Raw genomic sequence first — 16440 nt, 5'->3', positions numbered from 1 at the left:
ATTAGCGGTGGGTGAGGAAGGTGTCCAGGCCTGGCAGGTCGTCGGTGTTGATGTGGTCCACGCCGGCGTCGGCGAGCTCGGTCCACATCGCGTCGCGCGCGGCCCCCGGCTGGTCGGGCGTGGCCCAGAACCGGACGCGGTAGCCCGCGGCGTGGGCCTGGTCCACGAAGGCGTGCAGGCGCTCCCGCTCGGCGGCCGGCATCTCGCCCACGCCCTGCCACGTGAAGAGCCTGGTCCAGTTGTCGCTGACCAGCGGCATCAGGCTCGCCGGGAGACCGGAGCCCAGGTCGCCGGACCGCCCGTCGTAGAACGCGTAGCGCACCGGCTGCGCCTTCATGGTCTCCAGCGGCCGGTTGCCGCTGATGACGGCGGTCACGGGGCCGGTCCGCACCCGGTCGTGCACGGAACGCGTCATGATCCGGCCGTGCTCGGCGAGCGCCTCGTGGATCGCGGCGTAGGTGGCCTCGCCGTCGGACTTGATGTCGATGAGCAGCTGGAGGCTGCCGTCCCAGCCGGGGTAGACGCTGCGGCCGCGGCCCCGCACCAGGTCCTGGAGCGGGTCGAGGTAGAGGCTCTCCAGCGTCCGGGCGGGGTCCACGTCGACGAGGTCGTGCGCGACGAGCAGCTCGCCGTCGACCAGCCAGACGTCGGCCTCGACGCTCGTGAAGCCGTGGGAGAGCGCGTCGTGGAGCGGGCGCTCGTGCTCGTAGTCGTTGTGGGCGTGCGCGGCGTCGTGCGGCTCGCCCAGGTCGACGCCGCCCCCGGGCGGCGTGGCCGACGCCGGCGCGGCGAGCCCGCCGAGCAGGGTCGCGGCCGCCAGGGCCGCTCCGACGATGGTTCTTCCGCGCACGTTCGTCTCCTTCTTCCGCCTGACTAGTCAGCCCATGCAAGCGCCGGGTGCTGACGGACAGGTGAACTCCGGGCGACGTGGGGCGGTCGGTGAGCGGAACCCCGGGTCAGCCCTCCTGCAGGATCACGTCGACCGCAGGATCACCTCGACGCCCAGCAGGTCGCCGCTGTCCGCGCCGTCCACCGCCTCGACGCGGAACACCACCTCGCCCGGGACACCCGCCCCGCGCACGGTCTCCGTGAGGTCGTACTCGTGCTCCGCGGGGCCCGCACCGTCGGCCGGTGCCCTCAGGGTCCGAGCCGGGCCGACCTCGAGGCCGTTGAGCAGCACCCTGCGCCGGCTGGAGACCCGGTCGACGAAGCGAGCCCGCACCAGTGCCGCGCCGTCCGGGCAGCGGAGCCGGTACTCGAACCATCCCGTCGTGGTGCGCCAGTGGATCCCGCCGGACCCGCCCGCCCGGGTCCTCTCCCCCGTGAACCCGTGGTCCACCTCGGGCTGCTGCTCACCGGCCGTGACCTTGTCGAAGACCGCCGAGGCGTCGGCGTCGTCGAGTGCCGTGAGGACCGCGAGGGCCCGGGACGGGTCGGCGTCGGCCGCGAAGTAGATGCTGTAGCGCTCGTCGTGGATGCCCGCGAAGGGTTCGAGCAGCACGGTGGCGGGAACGAGCTCGCCGGACCGCTCCCGCAGCACCTCGAGCTCGAAGGTCAGCGTGCGCGCGTCGACGGTGGACACGGCCGACTCCGGCGGCTCGGCGGCCACGATGCCGCTGCGCCGCATCGGCACCTTCCGGCCGTGGGCCACGTGCGCCATGCGGTCCGGCCCCGCGACAAGACCCGCGAGGTCGTCGCCGCCGTCGCGCGACGCGAGCACGACGGGGCCGTAGCGGAACGCCACCCAGCCGGACCCGTCCGGCAGCCCTTCCGCGACGAGCCGGGGCGCGAACCGGACGGTCACGACCGTCACGCCGCTCCAGGTCCGGGCGACCTCGGCGTAACCGTCGACGACGGGAGCGGAGACCGGCTCGTCGTCGACGCTCAGGCCCACGAGCTCCGCCCAGGCCGGGACGCGGAGGCGGATCGTGCGCGCCGTGGGCGAGGCCGAGGTGACGACGACACGCGCCTCGTCACGGAACGGCAGCTCGGTCGACAGCTGGACCCGCAGGCCCTCCTCCGCCCAGTCGAGCTCCGACGGCACGTAGAGCTCCACCCGGAGGTCGGGGCCGTCGTGGGTGTAGACGAGCTCGTTGTACCGCGTGTGGCCTTCGAGGCCGGAGCCCACGCAGCACCACATGGACAGGTGCGGTCGGGAGTACACCCGGTAGTGCGCGGGCCGCATCGGCGTGAAGTACACGAAGCCCCCGCGCCGTGGGTGGACGGACGAGACCAGGTGGTTGAAGAGCGCACGCTCGGCGAGCTCGATCGCGGCGCCGTCATGTCCGTGCTCGAGCCGGAGACGCGCGAGCTCGACCATGTTGTGCGTGTTGCAGGTCTCCGGTCCCTCCCGGTCCGTCATGACCTCGGTGAAGTCCGACGCCGGATGGAAGTGCTCGCGCACGCTGTTCCCGCCGATCGCCAGCGTACGGCGCTCGACCACCGAGGACCAGAAGGCGTCAGCCGCGGCCGCGAACCGCGCGGTGTCCGGGTCGCCGTCCGGGGCGAGGCCGGCCAGGCGCTGGTAGCCCAGCACCTTCGGGATCTGCGTGTTGGCGTGGAGCCCGTCCAGCGGGTCGCCGCCGTCGGCCAGGGGATCCAGCAGCGTGCGGTGGGCCAGCCGGCGCCCCTCGGCGACGAGGTCCTCGCGGCCGGTGAGCCGGCCCAGCTCCACGAAGGCCTCGTTGAGCCCGCCGAACTCGGCTGTGAGGACCTGCTCGACCTGTGCGTCGGTGAGCGCCCCGGTGACCGTCAGCCACCAGTCGGCCCAGCGCGTCGCCATGGTCAGGGCGCGCGCAGAGCGCCCATGGGTCGCCGCGTCGATGAGTCCGGCGAGCGTCTTGTGCAGGTTGTAGACCGGCACCCACCGGCCGTTGAGGGAGAACAGGTCGGCGTCGACGCGCCCCGCGGCGAGCTCCTCACCGAGGGCCGGCCCGTCCGGGACCCCGCCGACGTAGCCGGTGCCGACCGCGTCCTGGCAGCGCTCCAGCACGTCGAGCAGGTGCTCCATGCGGTCGCGCAGCACGTCCTGGCCGGTCACGGCCCACAGCTTCGCGTGCGCGGACAGCACATGACCGCCGATGTGACCGTCGAGCCCCCCGCTCTCCCAGTCGCCGTACGGCTCGGCCCGTCCGCCGATCCCCGCCGAGGCGAGGTACGGGGCGAGGAGCCGGTCGAGGTCGATGTCGAGCAGCGCCTCCAGCGCCCGCTGCTGGGCGACGGCGAACGGTCCGGGAGCGAGCCGGACGGTCCCCAGCGGGAACGTGCGGCCGGCGATCATGGGCTGTGGGTGGGTCACGGAGGGTCGGCTCCTTGCAAGGTCTCACAGCTCCGTCGTCGGGCTGTGCACGGGCGGCGTGACTCTACGGGAAACGGTCACGGCCCGGTCGCTCGTGCCGACCACGCGGAATCCTCTACGCTGCATCGCAGCTGACCGCGCGGAGGAGGGCACCAGGTGAGGTCCGAGAACGGCTCGGTCTGCCGGCCGTCGAACCGGAGCGGTGACCGATGATCGAGGTCAAGCGCGGCGACGAGCTGGGCGAGCCGTACCGGCGCGGCATCACCGACGTGCTCGTCCGCGGCTTCGCCGAGGACTTCGCCTCCTTCTCCGGCGACGCGCGCCAGCTCGTGGACACCTTCGCGCACATGGTGCTGCTCGACCGCTTCTACATCGCGGTCGTGGACGGCGAACCGGCGGCCATCGCCTCCCTCACCGAAGCCGCGCAGGAGTGCTTCGCCCCGCGCTGGGCCGAGTTCCGGCAGCATCTCGGTCCCGTCCACGGCACGACCAGCTACCTCATCGTCCGCAGCCAGTTCCTCGGCGCGTATGACGGCGCACGGGACGGCCTCGCGGAGATCGGCTTCGTCACCACCGCCCCGCGATTCCAGGGACGTGGCGTCGCGACCGCGCTCATGCGCCACCTGCTGGCGCTGCCGGAGTACCGGGAGTACGTCCTGCGCGACATCAAGGACACGAACGCTCCCGCGCTGGGCCTGTACCGCAAGCTCGGCTTCGGTGAGTCCGCGCGCCGCCCGGTCCGGTTCACGAAGCGGGCGGGCTTCTCCGCCTACGTCTCCATGAGTCTTGTCCAGGGCTGAGCGGGCTCCCGGAGCACGCCGTCGTCCCGGAGAGCGCACGCCACGCCTGACCGTCGACGCCTGACCGTCAGGTCGCTGTCACCACGGGAGGCCCACACCCTCCCAGGTGGTGAACGTACCGGTCGGGCCGTCCGGCCCGAGGCGGGCGACGCGCACCACCTCGCGACACGCGTCCTCGACCGACTCCGTTCCCTCGAAGTTGACCAGGGCGGTGTTCGCGAAGCCGGGCGAGACGAGGTTGACCTTGATGTCGGTCTCCTCCAGCTCGATCATCATGGACAGCGTCACCGCGTTGAGCGCGGTCTTCGACGCGGAGTAGACCGGCTCGAAGGTCTTGTGGAACGGGAGGGCCGGGTCGGCCATGGTCGTCAGCGAGCCCTGCGCGCTCGTCACGTTCACGATGCGTGCGTCCGGCGACCTACGCAGCAGCGGCAGCATCGCCTGGTACACCGCCAGGACCCCGAGGACGTTCACCTCCCAGACGGCCCGCACCTCGTCGAGACGGACGACGCTGGGCTGTCCCAGCGCACGGAGCTCGGCCATGTCCTGGACGTCGGTGCGCGTGGTGGAGATCGCGGCGTTGTTGACGAGCAGGTCCAGGCGGCCTACCTCCTGCTGGATCCGCTCGGCCGCCCTGGTGACGGATGCCGCGTCGGTCACGTCGAGCTGGAGCGCGATGGCACCGTCGCCGATCTCGGCGGCCGCCGTCTCACCGCGGGCGAGGTCGCGAGACCCCACGAACACGGTGAGCCCGTCGGCGACCAGCTCTTTCGCGACCTGCTTTCCCATGCCCTGGTTGGCTCCGGTGACGAGTGCGATGCGGTGAGTGGGCATGACGCCCTTCCTGTGTGTCTGGTGTGGGTGGTCAGCCGTGGCTTCAGCGGAGCGACTGCGCGCCGATGACGGACAGGACCTGCAGCTTCTCGTAGCTCTCGGTGCCGGGGACGGCGGTGTAGACCATCAGGGAGTGCGCCTGATCCGGATCGACAAGCCGCTGGCAGTTGAGCTCCAGGGCACCGACCTCGGGGTGGACGATGTGCTTGACCTGGTGGGGGTGCACGCCGATCTCGTGGTCCTCCCACACCCGCCGGAACTCCTCGCTGCTGTCCAGGAGCAGGTCCGCCAGGTAGGCGGCCCGGGAGTCGGGGCCACGGAGAGTGACGAGCCCGCGCAGCCCGGCGGCATACATCCGGGTCATGAACGCGTGCTCCTTCGGGGCGTAGATGGTCCGGGAGCTCGGGTCGGTGAACCACCGGTAGCCCATGCTGCGGGCCGGCCCGGTGTACCGGGTCGTGTCGCCGGTGAGCGCGACGCCCATCGGCGTCTGCCGCAAGGTCTCGCCGAGCTCGGTGACGATCTCCGCGGGAGTATCCTCCAAGCGGTCGAGGATGCGCAGCAGCCCGGGGTTGATGTGCTCGCTGGAGGTTCCCCTGGGTGGCGGGTTGTGCCCCGCGAGGCGGAACAGGTGGTCGCGCTCGTCGATCGACAGGTGCAGTCCCTGGGCGATCGAGGCGAGCATCTGCTGCGACGGCTGCGGGCCGCGCTCCCGCTCCAGGCGGGCGTAGTAGTCGGCCGACATGTTGCACAGCGTCGCGACCTCCTCGCGCCGGAGCCCGCTGGTCCTGCGCCGCTGGCCGCGGGGCATGCCGACGTCCTCCGGCTGCAGTGCCTCACGGCGATGGCGCAGAAAGCTGGCCAGCCCGGTGCGATCGATCATGACGCTCCCCTTCCTGGAGTACTGACTCGTTTGTATCCCGTGCGTCGGACGGTAGCCACGGCCCGTCGATCCCCCCTTACGGTCCGTCGGCCCCGGTGCCGAGCAGAGCGGTGACCTCGTGAGCCTGTGATCGGGAGGCCCTGGATAGGTCGGTGTCGTCCACCAAGGATCAGTGCCACGGCCGACGACCGGCCCATGACGACTCCAAGGAGCAGAGCGATGCCACGCACACCGATCAACATCACCATTCCCGACCTCACCGGCAAGCGCGCGCTGGTCACCGGGGCCAGCGACGGCATGGGTCTGGGCATGGCCGGGCGCCTGGCCGCCGCAGGCGCGGAGGTCATCATGCCCGTGCGCAACAGGACCAAGGGTGAGGCCGCGATCACCAGGATCAACCGGGCAGCCCCCGGCGCCAAGGTCTCGCTGTGCGACCTCGACCTCGCATCGCTGGAGTCCGTCGCGGCCCTGGGCGACACCCTGCGCGAAGAGGGGCGGCCGATCCATCTCCTGATCAACAACGCGGGCGTGATGCGGCCGCCGCAGCGGCTGACCACGGTTGACGGGTTCGAGCTGCAGCTCGGCACCAACCACCTGGGCCACTTCGCCCTGGTCGCCCACCTGCTGCCCCTGCTGCGCGCCGGGCGCGCTCGGGTGACCTCCCAGGTCAGCGTCGCCTCGGCCAGCGGCTCCATCAACTGGCCCGATCTGAACTGGGAGCGTTCGTACAACGTCATGCACGCGTACCGCCAGTCCAAGATCGCGCTCGGGCTGTTCGGTCTGGAGCTGGAGCGCCGCAGCAGGGCGGGCGGCTGGGGCATCACCAGCAACCTTTCCCACCCCGGGGTCGCCCCCACCAGCCTCCTGGCTGCCCGCCCCGAGCTCGGCCGCACCGAGGACACGCCCCACATCCGGCGGATCCGCTGGCTCTCGGAGCACGGCGTCCTGCTGGGCACCATCGAGACCGCGATGCTGCCCGCCCTCATGGCCGCGACCGATCCTGCCGCCAAGCCTGGCACCCTGTACGGTCCCAGCGGCCCGGGCACCCTGGGTGGCGCGCCCGCCGAGCAGCGGATGCACCGGCCGCTCCGCAGCCTCACCGAGGCCGCCCGCGTCTGGCGGGTGTCCGAGGAGCTGACGAAGACCTCCTTCCCGACCGCGTGACCGCACAGCCGACCGCCGCGAGCCCCACGAGCCGAGCCGCAGGAGAAGCCATATGAGTTCTGTCACCCAGCCCGACCCCCGACGCCGAAACCCCTGGTGGGTGGTCGTCGGTGCCGGCACGGCCAACGCCGTCGGCCCCCCGATGTACCTGGCCACCACCGGCCTCTTCGTCCTGCCGATCGTTGAGGACACCGGGTTCAGCCGTACGACCGTCACCGGCGCGTACTCGGTCGCGGCCGTCGGCATGGTCATCGGCCTGATCATCGTCAGCCGGCTCGTGGACCGGTACGCCGCCCGGTACATCCTGCTCCCGAGCTTCGTGCTGTTCGCCGCCTCGATGGCCGCCATCGGGTTGGTCCCGGCCGTCGAGGCCATCTACTTCATCCCGTGCTTCTTCGTCGGCTTCTTCGGGGGCGGGACCGCGATCCCCGCCACCCGCGTCGTCGTGAGCTGGTTCGACAACAACCGTGCACTCGCCGTCGGCATCGTCACGGGCATCATCGGGCTCGGCGCCGCGCTGGGCCCGGTGCTGGCCGGTGCGCTCATCGAGAGCGTCGGCTGGCGGCAGACCTACGGCTACATGGCACTGATCGCCGCCGTCGTGTCCGTCACGATGATCACCCTGTTCGTGCGCGGCCGCGCCGAGCGGCACGTGCGCGGACGACTGGTCCACGAGACCCACGTCGGAGACCGCGACGTCAGCCTGGAGCTCCCCGGCCTGACCTTCGGCCAGTCGCTGCGCACCCGCCAGTTCTGGGGTATCGCGCTCGGCCTGGGCATGGTCGGCGTCGTGATCATCGGGCTCCAGGTCCACCTCGTGCCGATGATGACCGACCGTGGCCTGAGCAACGGCCAAGCGGGCCAGCTGCTCGTCATCTTCGGTCTGGCCTCGCTCGTGGGCCGCGTCGTCGGCGGCGTCATCATCGACCGCGTCCACGGATCGGTCGTCGGACCGATCGTCATCCTCGCCCCCATCGCCGGGATGTTCTTCCTCGAGCCGCCCTTCTCCACCGCCGCCCTCGCGGTCGCGTTCATCGGCGTCGCGTTCGGCATCGAGGGCGACCTGCTCGCCCTGCTCATCACCCGGTACCTGGGCATGCGCAACTTCGGCCAGATCATCGGCCCGGTCCAGGCCATGTTCATCCTGGGAAGCGCCGTCGGGCCGCTGCTCCTCGGGCTGGGTTACGACCAGCTGGGCTCCTACGACCCGGTCATCCCTGTCCTGATGGGCGTGCTCGTGGTCGGCGCGGTCCTCATCGCGACGCTGGGCCGCTATGTCTACCCGGCCGTGGACGGCTTCGACCGGCTCGCCGCACGCGACGAGCTCGCCGCCGCCGAGGTGCTGAGCGACATCGCCGAGAGCCACGACGCCCCCGCGTCATCGGGGCAGCCCCGCCCCCAGGTCCACAGCTGACGGTATTGGGGCGGATCGACAGGCCCTGAATAACGGGCCGGCAATCGAGGAGTGTGGTGGCAACCGCACACCATCGAGGAGCGAACCACATGTCCCGCACACCCATCGACATCACCATCCCCGACCTGACCGGCAAGCGTGCCGTCGTCACCGGGGCGAGCGACGGCATGGGCCTGGTCATGGCCCGGCGACTCGCCGCCGCCGGGGCCGAGGTCATCATCCCCGTCCGCAACTCGGTGAAGGGCGAGGCCACGATCGCCACGATCAAGCAGTCCGTGCCCGGCGCGAACGTCTCGCTGCGCAGCCTCGAGCTGTCCTCCCTCGCGTCCGTCGCCGCCCTCGGCTACACCCTGCGCGCGGAGGGCGCGCCGATCCATCTCCTGATCAACAACGCGGGCGTCATGACCCCGCCCGACCACCAGACGACCGCCGACGGGTACGAGCTCCAGTTCGGCACCAACCATCTGGGCCACTTCGCGCTCGTCGCGCACCTGATGCCGCTCCTGCGCGCCGGCGGGGCACGGGTCACCTCACAGGTGAGCGTCGCCGCCCGGAGAGGCCGCATCAACTGGGACGACCTGAACTGGGAACGCAGCTATGACGGCATGCGCGCCTATGGCCAGTCCAAGGTCGCGTTCGGCCTGTTCGGCCTGGAGCTGGAGCGGCGCAGCAAGGCCCACGGGTGGGGCATCACCAGCAACCTCTCCCACCCCGGGGTCGCCCCCACCAACCTCCTGGCCGCCCGGCCCGAGCTCGGCCGCGCCCAGGAGACCGCCGGCCGCCGGATGATCGGCTGGCTCTCCGCCCGCGGCATCATGGCCGGGACGGTCGAGAGCGCGGCGCTGCCCGCGCTCATGGCGGCCACCGATCCGCAGGCCCAGCCGGGCGCCCTGTACAGCCCCAGTGGGTTCGGTAACACCAGCGGCGCGCCGGCCGAGCAGCGGATGTACCCGCCGCTGCGCAGCGCTGACGACGCCGCACGGGTCTGGGACGTCTCGGAGCAGCTGACCAGGACGGCCATCCCGGCCTGAGGGCTCGCACCACCGGCAGGTGGTGCGAGCCGCACCCGCTCACTCCGGCGTGAATGCCTCGTTCCGCACGCTGGCGAAGTTACCGCCCACCTCGGTGCCCCCGCCGAAGGTATAGATCACGTCGCCGACAGTGGCAGCCCCGAGCCCGTGCCGCGGCGTGGGCAGGTTCCCCGCGGAGGTCCACTCGTCGGCCTCCGGGTCGTATCGCCAGACGTCGTCGTACACCAGCGGGTCGGGGTCGTGCTGCTCGCCGCCGAAGACATAGATCGAACCGTCGTGCACGGCTGCCGCGAGCCCGCCGCGAGCCTCGGGGAGCGGGGCGACCGTCTCCCACGCGTCGGTGGCCGGGTCGTACACCTCGACCGTCGCGACGTTCTCCTGGACGGCGGAGCCGTCCTCGGCGAGCGAGAACTCCCGGCCACCCATCACGTAGATCCGGTCGTCGACGACGGCCGACGCGGTGCTGTTCCGCAGGGTGGGCGCCGGAGCACGCGTGGTCCACCTGCCGGTCGCCGGGTCGAACATCTCGTTCCTGTCGCTGTCGACGTGGGTCGTGAACGTCATGGCGTCAGGCGCCTCACGGACCCTGCCGCCGATGACGAAGACCTGGTCACGCACGCTCTCGATCACGAACTCGGCGCGTGGTTCCGGCAGGTCGACGCCGGCCGACCAGGTGTCGTCGTCCGGTGCGTAGACGAAGGTGTCGGACTCCGCTCGCCACCGGGGGAACCCGCCGCTGAACCCGCCGACGGCGTAGAGAGAGCCGCCCGCTTCGGCGAGGCCGATGTGATGCCGGGCCTGCGGGAGCGTCGCGAGCCGGTGCCAGGCGTCCGCGACGGGGTCGTACGCGTCGAAGTGTGCTGACACGCCGGTGTTGGGGTTGAGCAGTCCCCCGGCGACATAGATCCGGTCGTCGACGACCTCGGGGTAGAGCTCCTGCCGTTCCAGGGCCATGGGCGCGCGCTCCTGCCAGGCGTCGGTCTGTTCCGGGGACGCCGGGGACGACGAGTCCGGTGCGCTGGTGCACGCCGTGGTCAGCATCGCGCCGACTGCGAGCACGGCGATCGCCGCGCGGTGGCGGGAGGGGACAGGATGTCTGGTCACGGTGGATCCTTCGGCTGTTCGGTGGGGGACGGATCCCACGCTCCAGGACCGCGGACCCTTGAACCAGGGGACGTCGTCCCCTGGGCCGGCGGTACCCCTCACGGGATACTTGGGGCATGAGAGCCGCCGGGTACGCCGAGCTGGGCGCATTCCTCCGCTCCCGCCGCGAACGCATCCGGCCCGAGGACGTCGGGCTGGTTCCCGGTCCGCGGCGCCGGGTGCCCGGACTGCGGCGTGACGAGGTCGCGCAGCTGGCGGGCGCCTCGGTGGACTACTACAACGAGCTCGAACGCGGTGCGGGCTCCCAGCCGTCCGAGCAGATGCTCGCCGCACTCGGTCGGGCACTGCGGTTGACCGACGACGAGTGGAACCACCTCTACCACCTGGCCGAGCGGCCCGTGCCTCCGCCGGGCGTCGCGGCCTCGCACGTGCAACCCGGGATGCTGGACCTGCTCACCCGCCTCGGCTCGACACCCGCGAAGGTGATCACCGACCTGCACGTGACGCTGGTCCAGAACCCGCTCGCCGTCGCGCTGCTGGGCGATCAGTCGCACTTCACGGGTAAGCACGCCAGCTTCGCCTACCGCTGGTTCATGGACCCGGCGTCCCGCGCCGTCTACCCCGAGGCCGACCACGACACGCAGTCACAGGCCTTCGTCGCCGACCTGCGCGCGGGGGCCGCCCGCCGGGGCCGCAAGGACACCGAGGCACGGTCCATGATCGCCGAGCTGCGGGACTCGGCGGAGTTCGCCGAGCTATGGGACAGGCACGACGTGGCGTTTCGCCGCCGAGACCGCAAGCGCATCAACCACCCCGAGCTCGGCCTTTTCGACGTCAGCTGCCTCAACCTGTTCAGCGAGGACGGCCGGCAACGACTGCTCTGGTTCACTCCCACGCCCGGCACCGGCACCGCCGAGCGGCTCGAGCTGCTCGCCGTGATCGGTACGCAGAAGCTCACCGCCCCGTAGACAGCGCGGTCGCCGTGCCGGCTCAGCGCTGCCGCTTGTCGTAGTCCATGCGCATGCTCTGGAAGATGATTCTCTCGACGAGCTCGGGCAGGTTGTGGAACCGCTTGTTCCTGTCCACAGCGGTGACCCGGTCCATCTCCTGGGCCGTCAGGGCGAAGTCGAACAGCTCGAAGTTCGACCGGATGTGGGCCGGGTCGGTGGAGCCGGGGATGACGATCGTGTCGCCCTGGAGGTGCCACCGCAGGATGACCTGCGCCGGCGACTTCCCGTACTTCCGGCCCAGCTCGGCGAAGAGGGGTTCCGTGAGCAGCTCCCGGTCGCCGCGCCCGAGCGGGAACCAGCCCGCCACGACCGTGCTGAACTGCTCGAGGAAGGCTTTCTGCTCACGCTGCTGGAAGTAGGGATGGCGTTCGATCTGGGCGACGGCGGGAAGCACGGTCGCCCTGCTGATGAGATCGGTCAGCCTTCGACGGTTGAAGTTGCTGATGCCGATCGAGCGCACCTTGCCCGCCCCGACGGCGTCCTCCATCGCCTTCCAGGCACCGTTGTAGTCGCCGTACTGCTGGTGCACCAGCAAGAGGTCCAGGTAGTCGGTGTCGAGCCGCTTGAGCGTGCGGTCGATCGCGGCCGACATCCTCCTGTACCCGGAGTCGGTCGACCACACCTTCGAGGTCAGGTAGATCTCCTCCCGCGGCAGGCCGCTGTCCCGGACGGCCTGGCCGACAGCGCGCTCGTTCAGGTACGTGTTGGCGGTGTCCACCGAGCGGTAGCCGACCTCGAACGCACGGGCCAGCGCCGGGCCGACGTCGGCGGAACGAACCTGGTTGACGCCAATGCCGAGCTTCGGGATCTGGTTGCCGTCGTTCAGCGTGAAAGTCTCCACGGGATCAGCCCGCCCGCCTGAACGTGACCTCGCCGAGCTGCTCGAGCGTGGTCCACAGCCTGGCCGCGACCCGCTGGTCCTCGGCTTGCTCAGGAATGCCGGCCCAGGCAGGCAAGCCGCTGAGCCCCATGAATCCGGCTGGACCGTAGTATGCGCCGGCTTCGGCCTGCGGCGACGTCGCCGCATACAGGGTTGGCAGAGCACCCTGAGCGCCTGGCTGGTACAGGAAAGGCATGTATCTGTGATTGCGCCCCTCCGTGCTGTCCGGGCCGGGACCGTCCGGGATCAGGTTGGTACGAGCGACACCGGGGTGGGCGGCTATGGACGAGACTCCCCAGCCTCCCGCCGTGCTGCGCCGCTGCATCTCGAAGGCGAGCATGAGGTTGGCGAGCTTGGAGTTGCTGTAGGCCGCCCCGTAGTCGTACTCGTGAGCTGATTGCAGGTCGTCGAAGTTGATCGTCCCGGTGGCGGCGCGAAGGCTGGAGACCCAGACGACCCGAGGCGCATCAGCTGCGCGCAGCAGAGGCAGGAGCCGGGCGGTCAACACGAAGTGACCGATCGTGTTCGTGGCCAGGACCCGCTCGAATCCATCGGCGCTCACCTGGCGTGCCAGCTGCCCCCCGTCAGCGGCGTTGTTGACGAGAAGATCCAGGCTCGTTCGTGAAGCACGCATGCGCTCCGCGAAGGCTGCGACCGAAGCGAGGTCCGCCAGGTCGAGCGTCTCGAAGCGGATCGAAGCGCCGGGAACGTCGGCCCTGATGCGCCGGACAGCCTCCGCGCCCCGTTCCTGGTTGCGGGACGCGATCGTCACCTCCGCGCCGGCGCGGGCGAGCTCAAGGGCGTTGTGATAGCCCAGGCCGCTCCGATCCTCCACGGGATAGCCGTTGCCGCCCGTGACGAGCGCCGAGCGCCCTCGCAGCGAGGGAACGTCATCTGCCGTCCAGTCGGGGATCCTCGGCAGGCCCTGCTGACGCGGGGACATCTCCGGCCGGTTTGCCACGAAGGCGGCTGTGCCACCGCCGACGATCGCGACACCGGCACCAACACCGACGAGTCGGACGAACGAGCGGCGGGACAACCCCCTTCTCTCGACCTCGACGGGACCGTTCTCTCCTGGCGGGTGTGTCATCTCGGGGGCTCCCTGGTGTGCGCGCCGGGCGAGGACATCGAGCGTGTCCCGATCCTTCGCTGGGTGGGTCTGGCCCGAGAAGGCTCGCGCGTCGGCGCCCCGGCATCCAGGACCTTGCGATCCGTGGACAGCCGAGCCGTGGCAGGACGTGAGCTGCTCATCAGACGACCGAGCCCCACCTCGCCGTCCGACAGCTTCCGGCGTTCTACGGGGTCGTCAGGAGTGTCGTGACGAAGCCCCGGATCCGGTCCACGTCGACGTCGGTGTACAGCGAGCCCTCGTCGGAGCTCTCCGGGAGCGGCTTCTCGACGCCGAACAAGGCCTGGAAGAAGCGGGGGTGGAGCGAGCGACCGAGCAGGTCGGTCGCGAGCTCGCCGGACGCGGGCCCCGGGATCTCGAGCCGCTCCGTGAGGAACGACGCGAGGCGCTCCTGGGAGGTGCGGAAGATGGCGTCGTAGTACTGGCTCGACGCGTCCGGAAGGCGTTCGGCCTCCGCGATCCCCATCCGGCAGGTACGCAGCGCCGGCTCACGCAGGAGGAGCTGGAGAAAGCGTGCGCAGTACACCGTCACCGCCTCGGTGGCGTCGTCGCTGTAGGTGTCAGGGGTCTTGAGGCGGTTGAGATACATCGTGCGGGCGAGCTCGAACACCGCGCGGAACAGCGCGTCCTTGCTCGGGAAGCGTGTGTACAGGGACCTCTTGGACGTGGAGGCGCGTGCGGCGACCACGTCCATGGAGGTGCGCTCGAAGCCCAGCTCGAGGAACACGTCCTTGGCAGACCACAGGATGTGTTCCTTGAGCTCTTCCCCGCGGCGTCCCACCGGCCTGCCTCCGTCGTGATCGAGATTTTCGGTACGACGGAGTTTACGCGGCGGGCCGTTCCGCGCGGCCCAGCCGATCCGTGCCGGCCGGGCCGCCCGTCAGCCCGCGCACGTCCGGATCACTCGTCGAGCTCGATCCGCAGGATGCGGTCGTCACCTTCCTCGGGGCTGGCTCCGCCCCAGGACGCACCGTCGGTCTCCGACGTGGTGACCCAGAGCGTCCCGTCGGGTGCGGCCTGGACGGTCCGCAGGCGCCCGTACTCGCCTTCGAGGTGAGAGACCGGGTCGCCGGCCGCCTCGCCGCCGTCGACGGGCAGCTGCCACAGCCGCTGGCCCCGGAGTCCCGCCATCCAGAGAGATCCGGCGGCATAGGCGATGCCGGAGGGTGAGGCTTCCTCGGTGGCGAACGTGAACAGGGGCGGCACGCCCGCGGAGCCGAGGGAGCCTTCGCTCTCCGGCCAGCCGTAGTCGCTTCCCGGCACGATCACGTTGACCTCGTCCTCCTCCTGGTCGCCGAACTCCGAGGAGTACACGGTCCCGTCCGGCCCGAAGGTGATGCCCTGGACGTTGCGGTGCCCGGTGCTGTAGACGGGGCCGTCGGCGGGGTTGTCCGACGGAACGGTTCCGTCGGGGCGGATCCGCAGGATCTTTCCGTTCAGGCTGCCCGGGTCGGGGGCGAGCGTCGGCTCGCCCGCGTCACCCGTGGTGATCCACAGCGCCCCGGTCCGGTCGAAGGCGAGCCGACCACCCTGGTGGCGACCCGTGCCCAGGCGGATCCCGTCGAGCACCACCCTGGCCTGGGTGAACGAACTGAACTCGGAGTCGAGCTCGAGTGCGACGACACGGTTGTCCGACGCGGTGGAGACGAAGGCATAGACGGTGCGGTCCCGGGCGATGTCCGGGGATGCCGCGAGGCCGAGCAGGCCACTGTCGGGTGCAGTGGCCGCGCCGTCGACCTGCCCCACCGAGCGGTGGTCGCCGGTCCCGGGATCGACCCGGCGGATCTCGAAGGTGTTCCTGGAGGACACGAGCGCCGACCCGTCCGGGAGGAAAGTGAGGCCCCACGGGGTGTCCAGACCGGTGGCGAGCTCTGTGACGCGTCCCTGCGAGGCGAGGTCGCCGGGCGCGGCATCCGCCGGCGCTGGCGTACCCGACGGCGCCGCGGAAGCAGTTCCGGGGCTCGTGACCGGAGATGGTGGAGGGCCGGCACAGGAGGACAGGAGAACCGCAAGTGACAGGGTCGCGGCGAGTGCCGCGGCGGCCGGCCGGGTGACGAGCATGGGCAGCTCCGATCGTGGAGGTGGGCGGGACCGAACCGTCTACCGGGGAGACGTGCGCTCTCTGCCGGACCTTGTCGAGCCCGGAAGTAAACGGTACGGTTGAGTTTACCAGCCGTCCTGTCCCGGCCGGCGTTCCGTTCGGGACAGGTTCACGACAAGACCGAGTGAGGTCGACATGTCTACCGATGCACAGGAGCCCGAGCTCCAGCCAGAAGAAGGACGCCCCTCCCCTCTGAGCAGACGCACCTTCATCGCCGCTACGGGTACCGCGACGGGAGTAGCCGTCGCAGCCGGGGTGACCGGGTCGGGCACCCGTCCGGTATCCGCCACCGAGGATGTGGCGAGCGAGCTCGCGGACGGCACGACGAGCCGGGTCTCCTTCCTGCTCAACGGGCGCCGCCAGTCGCTGGTCGTCGACAACCGAGCCTCCCTGCTCGACCTGCTGCGCGAGCGGCTGGACCTGACCGGGACCAAGAAGGGCTGCGACGCCGGTGCCTGCGGGGCCTGCACGGTCCATGTCGACGGCCGCCGGGTCAACGCCTGCCTCACCTTCGCCGCCAGACTCGACGGCGCGCAGGTCACCACCATTGAGGGCCTCACGCCCGACGGCGACCTGCACCCGCTGCAACGAGCGTTCATCGAGCAGGACGCCCTCCAGTGCGGGTTCTGCACGCCCGGCCAGATCATGTCGGGCGTGGCCTGCATCCGCGAGGGTCACACCGGATCACCGGAGGAGATCCGGGAGTGGATGAGCGGCAACATCTGCCGGTGCGGCTGCTACGTCAAGATCGTCCGCGCGGTCGCCCAGACCGCGACCGGCGGGAGGTGAGCG

General features: G+C 70.8%; 15 protein-coding genes. 6 read left to right on the top strand and 9 right to left on the bottom strand.

Annotated elements, in window-relative coordinates; translation table 11 throughout:
• Window position 1: 1 nt before the first annotated feature.
• Together LUM46_RS08850 and LUM46_RS08845 are read right to left on the bottom strand one after the other, a co-directional pair.
• Entirely contained in the window at window positions 2–850 is an 849-nt protein-coding gene (locus tag LUM46_RS08850; RefSeq protein ID WP_274993429.1) for a phosphatidylinositol-specific phospholipase C/glycerophosphodiester phosphodiesterase family protein, read from the bottom strand.
• Window positions 851–973: 123 nt separating this feature from the next.
• Complete coding sequence (locus LUM46_RS08845) at window positions 974–3298, bottom strand: beta-L-arabinofuranosidase domain-containing protein (RefSeq protein WP_274993428.1); 2325 nt, start codon at window positions 3296–3298, stop codon at window positions 974–976.
• A 209-nt stretch (window positions 3299–3507) separates the two neighbouring features.
• On the opposite strand from LUM46_RS08845, the gene LUM46_RS08840 reads away from it, so the two are divergent.
• Entirely contained in the window at window positions 3508–4098 is a 591-nt protein-coding gene (locus tag LUM46_RS08840; RefSeq protein ID WP_274993427.1) for a GNAT family N-acetyltransferase, read from the top strand.
• A 78-nt stretch (window positions 4099–4176) separates the two neighbouring features.
• Here the strand turns inward: LUM46_RS08840 and LUM46_RS08835 are convergent, their stop codons facing one another.
• Together LUM46_RS08835 and LUM46_RS08830 are read right to left on the bottom strand one after the other, a co-directional pair.
• Window positions 4177–4932, bottom strand: coding sequence for an SDR family NAD(P)-dependent oxidoreductase (locus LUM46_RS08835; protein ID WP_274993426.1), 756 nt, complete (start codon window positions 4930–4932; stop codon window positions 4177–4179).
• A gap of 43 nt (window positions 4933–4975) precedes the next feature.
• The gene (locus LUM46_RS08830; RefSeq protein WP_274993425.1) at window positions 4976–5815 is read right to left on the bottom strand and encodes a helix-turn-helix transcriptional regulator; all 840 of its coding nucleotides are present in this window, start codon (window positions 5813–5815) and stop codon (window positions 4976–4978) included.
• Window positions 5816–6034: 219 nt separating this feature from the next.
• Here LUM46_RS08830 and LUM46_RS08825 point away from each other — a divergent pair, with 219 nt between their 5' ends.
• From LUM46_RS08825 to LUM46_RS08815, 3 genes are all read left to right on the top strand, one after another.
• Window positions 6035–6979, top strand: a complete 945-nt coding sequence (locus LUM46_RS08825) for an SDR family oxidoreductase (protein WP_274993424.1) — start codon at window positions 6035–6037, stop codon at window positions 6977–6979.
• Between the two features lie 52 nt (window positions 6980–7031).
• Window positions 7032–8393, top strand: a complete 1362-nt coding sequence (locus LUM46_RS08820) for an MFS transporter (RefSeq protein WP_274993423.1) — start codon at window positions 7032–7034, stop codon at window positions 8391–8393.
• An 89-nt stretch (window positions 8394–8482) separates the two neighbouring features.
• Window positions 8483–9424, top strand: a complete 942-nt coding sequence (locus LUM46_RS08815) for an SDR family oxidoreductase (RefSeq protein WP_274993422.1) — start codon at window positions 8483–8485, stop codon at window positions 9422–9424.
• 39 nt (window positions 9425–9463) lie between these two features.
• Here the strand turns inward: LUM46_RS08815 and LUM46_RS08810 are convergent, their stop codons facing one another.
• Window positions 9464–10528, bottom strand: coding sequence for a Kelch repeat-containing protein (locus LUM46_RS08810; RefSeq protein ID WP_274993421.1), 1065 nt, complete (start codon window positions 10526–10528; stop codon window positions 9464–9466).
• A 116-nt stretch (window positions 10529–10644) separates the two neighbouring features.
• Here LUM46_RS08810 and LUM46_RS08805 point away from each other — a divergent pair, with 116 nt between their 5' ends.
• Window positions 10645–11496 (top strand): helix-turn-helix transcriptional regulator, encoded by an 852-nt coding sequence (locus LUM46_RS08805; RefSeq protein ID WP_274993420.1) that lies wholly within the window; start codon window positions 10645–10647, stop codon window positions 11494–11496.
• Window positions 11497–11518: 22 nt separating this feature from the next.
• On the opposite strand, the gene LUM46_RS08800 is transcribed toward LUM46_RS08805, so the two are convergent.
• From LUM46_RS08800 to LUM46_RS08785, 4 genes are all read right to left on the bottom strand, one after another.
• The gene (locus tag LUM46_RS08800; RefSeq protein ID WP_274993418.1) at window positions 11519–12379 is read right to left on the bottom strand and encodes an aldo/keto reductase; all 861 of its coding nucleotides are present in this window, start codon (window positions 12377–12379) and stop codon (window positions 11519–11521) included.
• 4 nt (window positions 12380–12383) lie between these two features.
• The gene (locus LUM46_RS08795) at window positions 12384–13508 is read right to left on the bottom strand and encodes an SDR family oxidoreductase (RefSeq protein WP_274993417.1); all 1125 of its coding nucleotides are present in this window, start codon (window positions 13506–13508) and stop codon (window positions 12384–12386) included.
• Between the two features lie 205 nt (window positions 13509–13713).
• Window positions 13714–14328: a TetR/AcrR family transcriptional regulator gene (locus tag LUM46_RS08790; RefSeq protein ID WP_274993415.1), complete on the bottom strand. Its 615-nt coding sequence runs from the start codon at window positions 14326–14328 to the stop codon at window positions 13714–13716.
• 119 nt (window positions 14329–14447) lie between these two features.
• Window positions 14448–15608: a PQQ-dependent sugar dehydrogenase gene (locus LUM46_RS08785; protein WP_274993414.1), complete on the bottom strand. Its 1161-nt coding sequence runs from the start codon at window positions 15606–15608 to the stop codon at window positions 14448–14450.
• A gap of 175 nt (window positions 15609–15783) precedes the next feature.
• Between LUM46_RS08785 and LUM46_RS08780 the strand changes: the two genes are divergently transcribed.
• On the top strand, window positions 15784–16437 hold the full coding sequence (locus tag LUM46_RS08780; RefSeq protein WP_310242989.1) for a (2Fe-2S)-binding protein: 654 nt from the start codon (window positions 15784–15786) through the stop codon (window positions 16435–16437).
• Window positions 16438–16440 lie beyond the last annotated feature (3 nt).

The sequence above is a fragment of the Promicromonospora iranensis genome (assembly GCF_028994805.1).
Lineage (GTDB): Bacteria > Actinomycetota > Actinomycetes > Actinomycetales > Cellulomonadaceae > Promicromonospora > Promicromonospora iranensis.
Note: the sequence above shows the minus strand (reverse complement) of the source record. Positions and strands in the feature narration are given on the sequence as shown.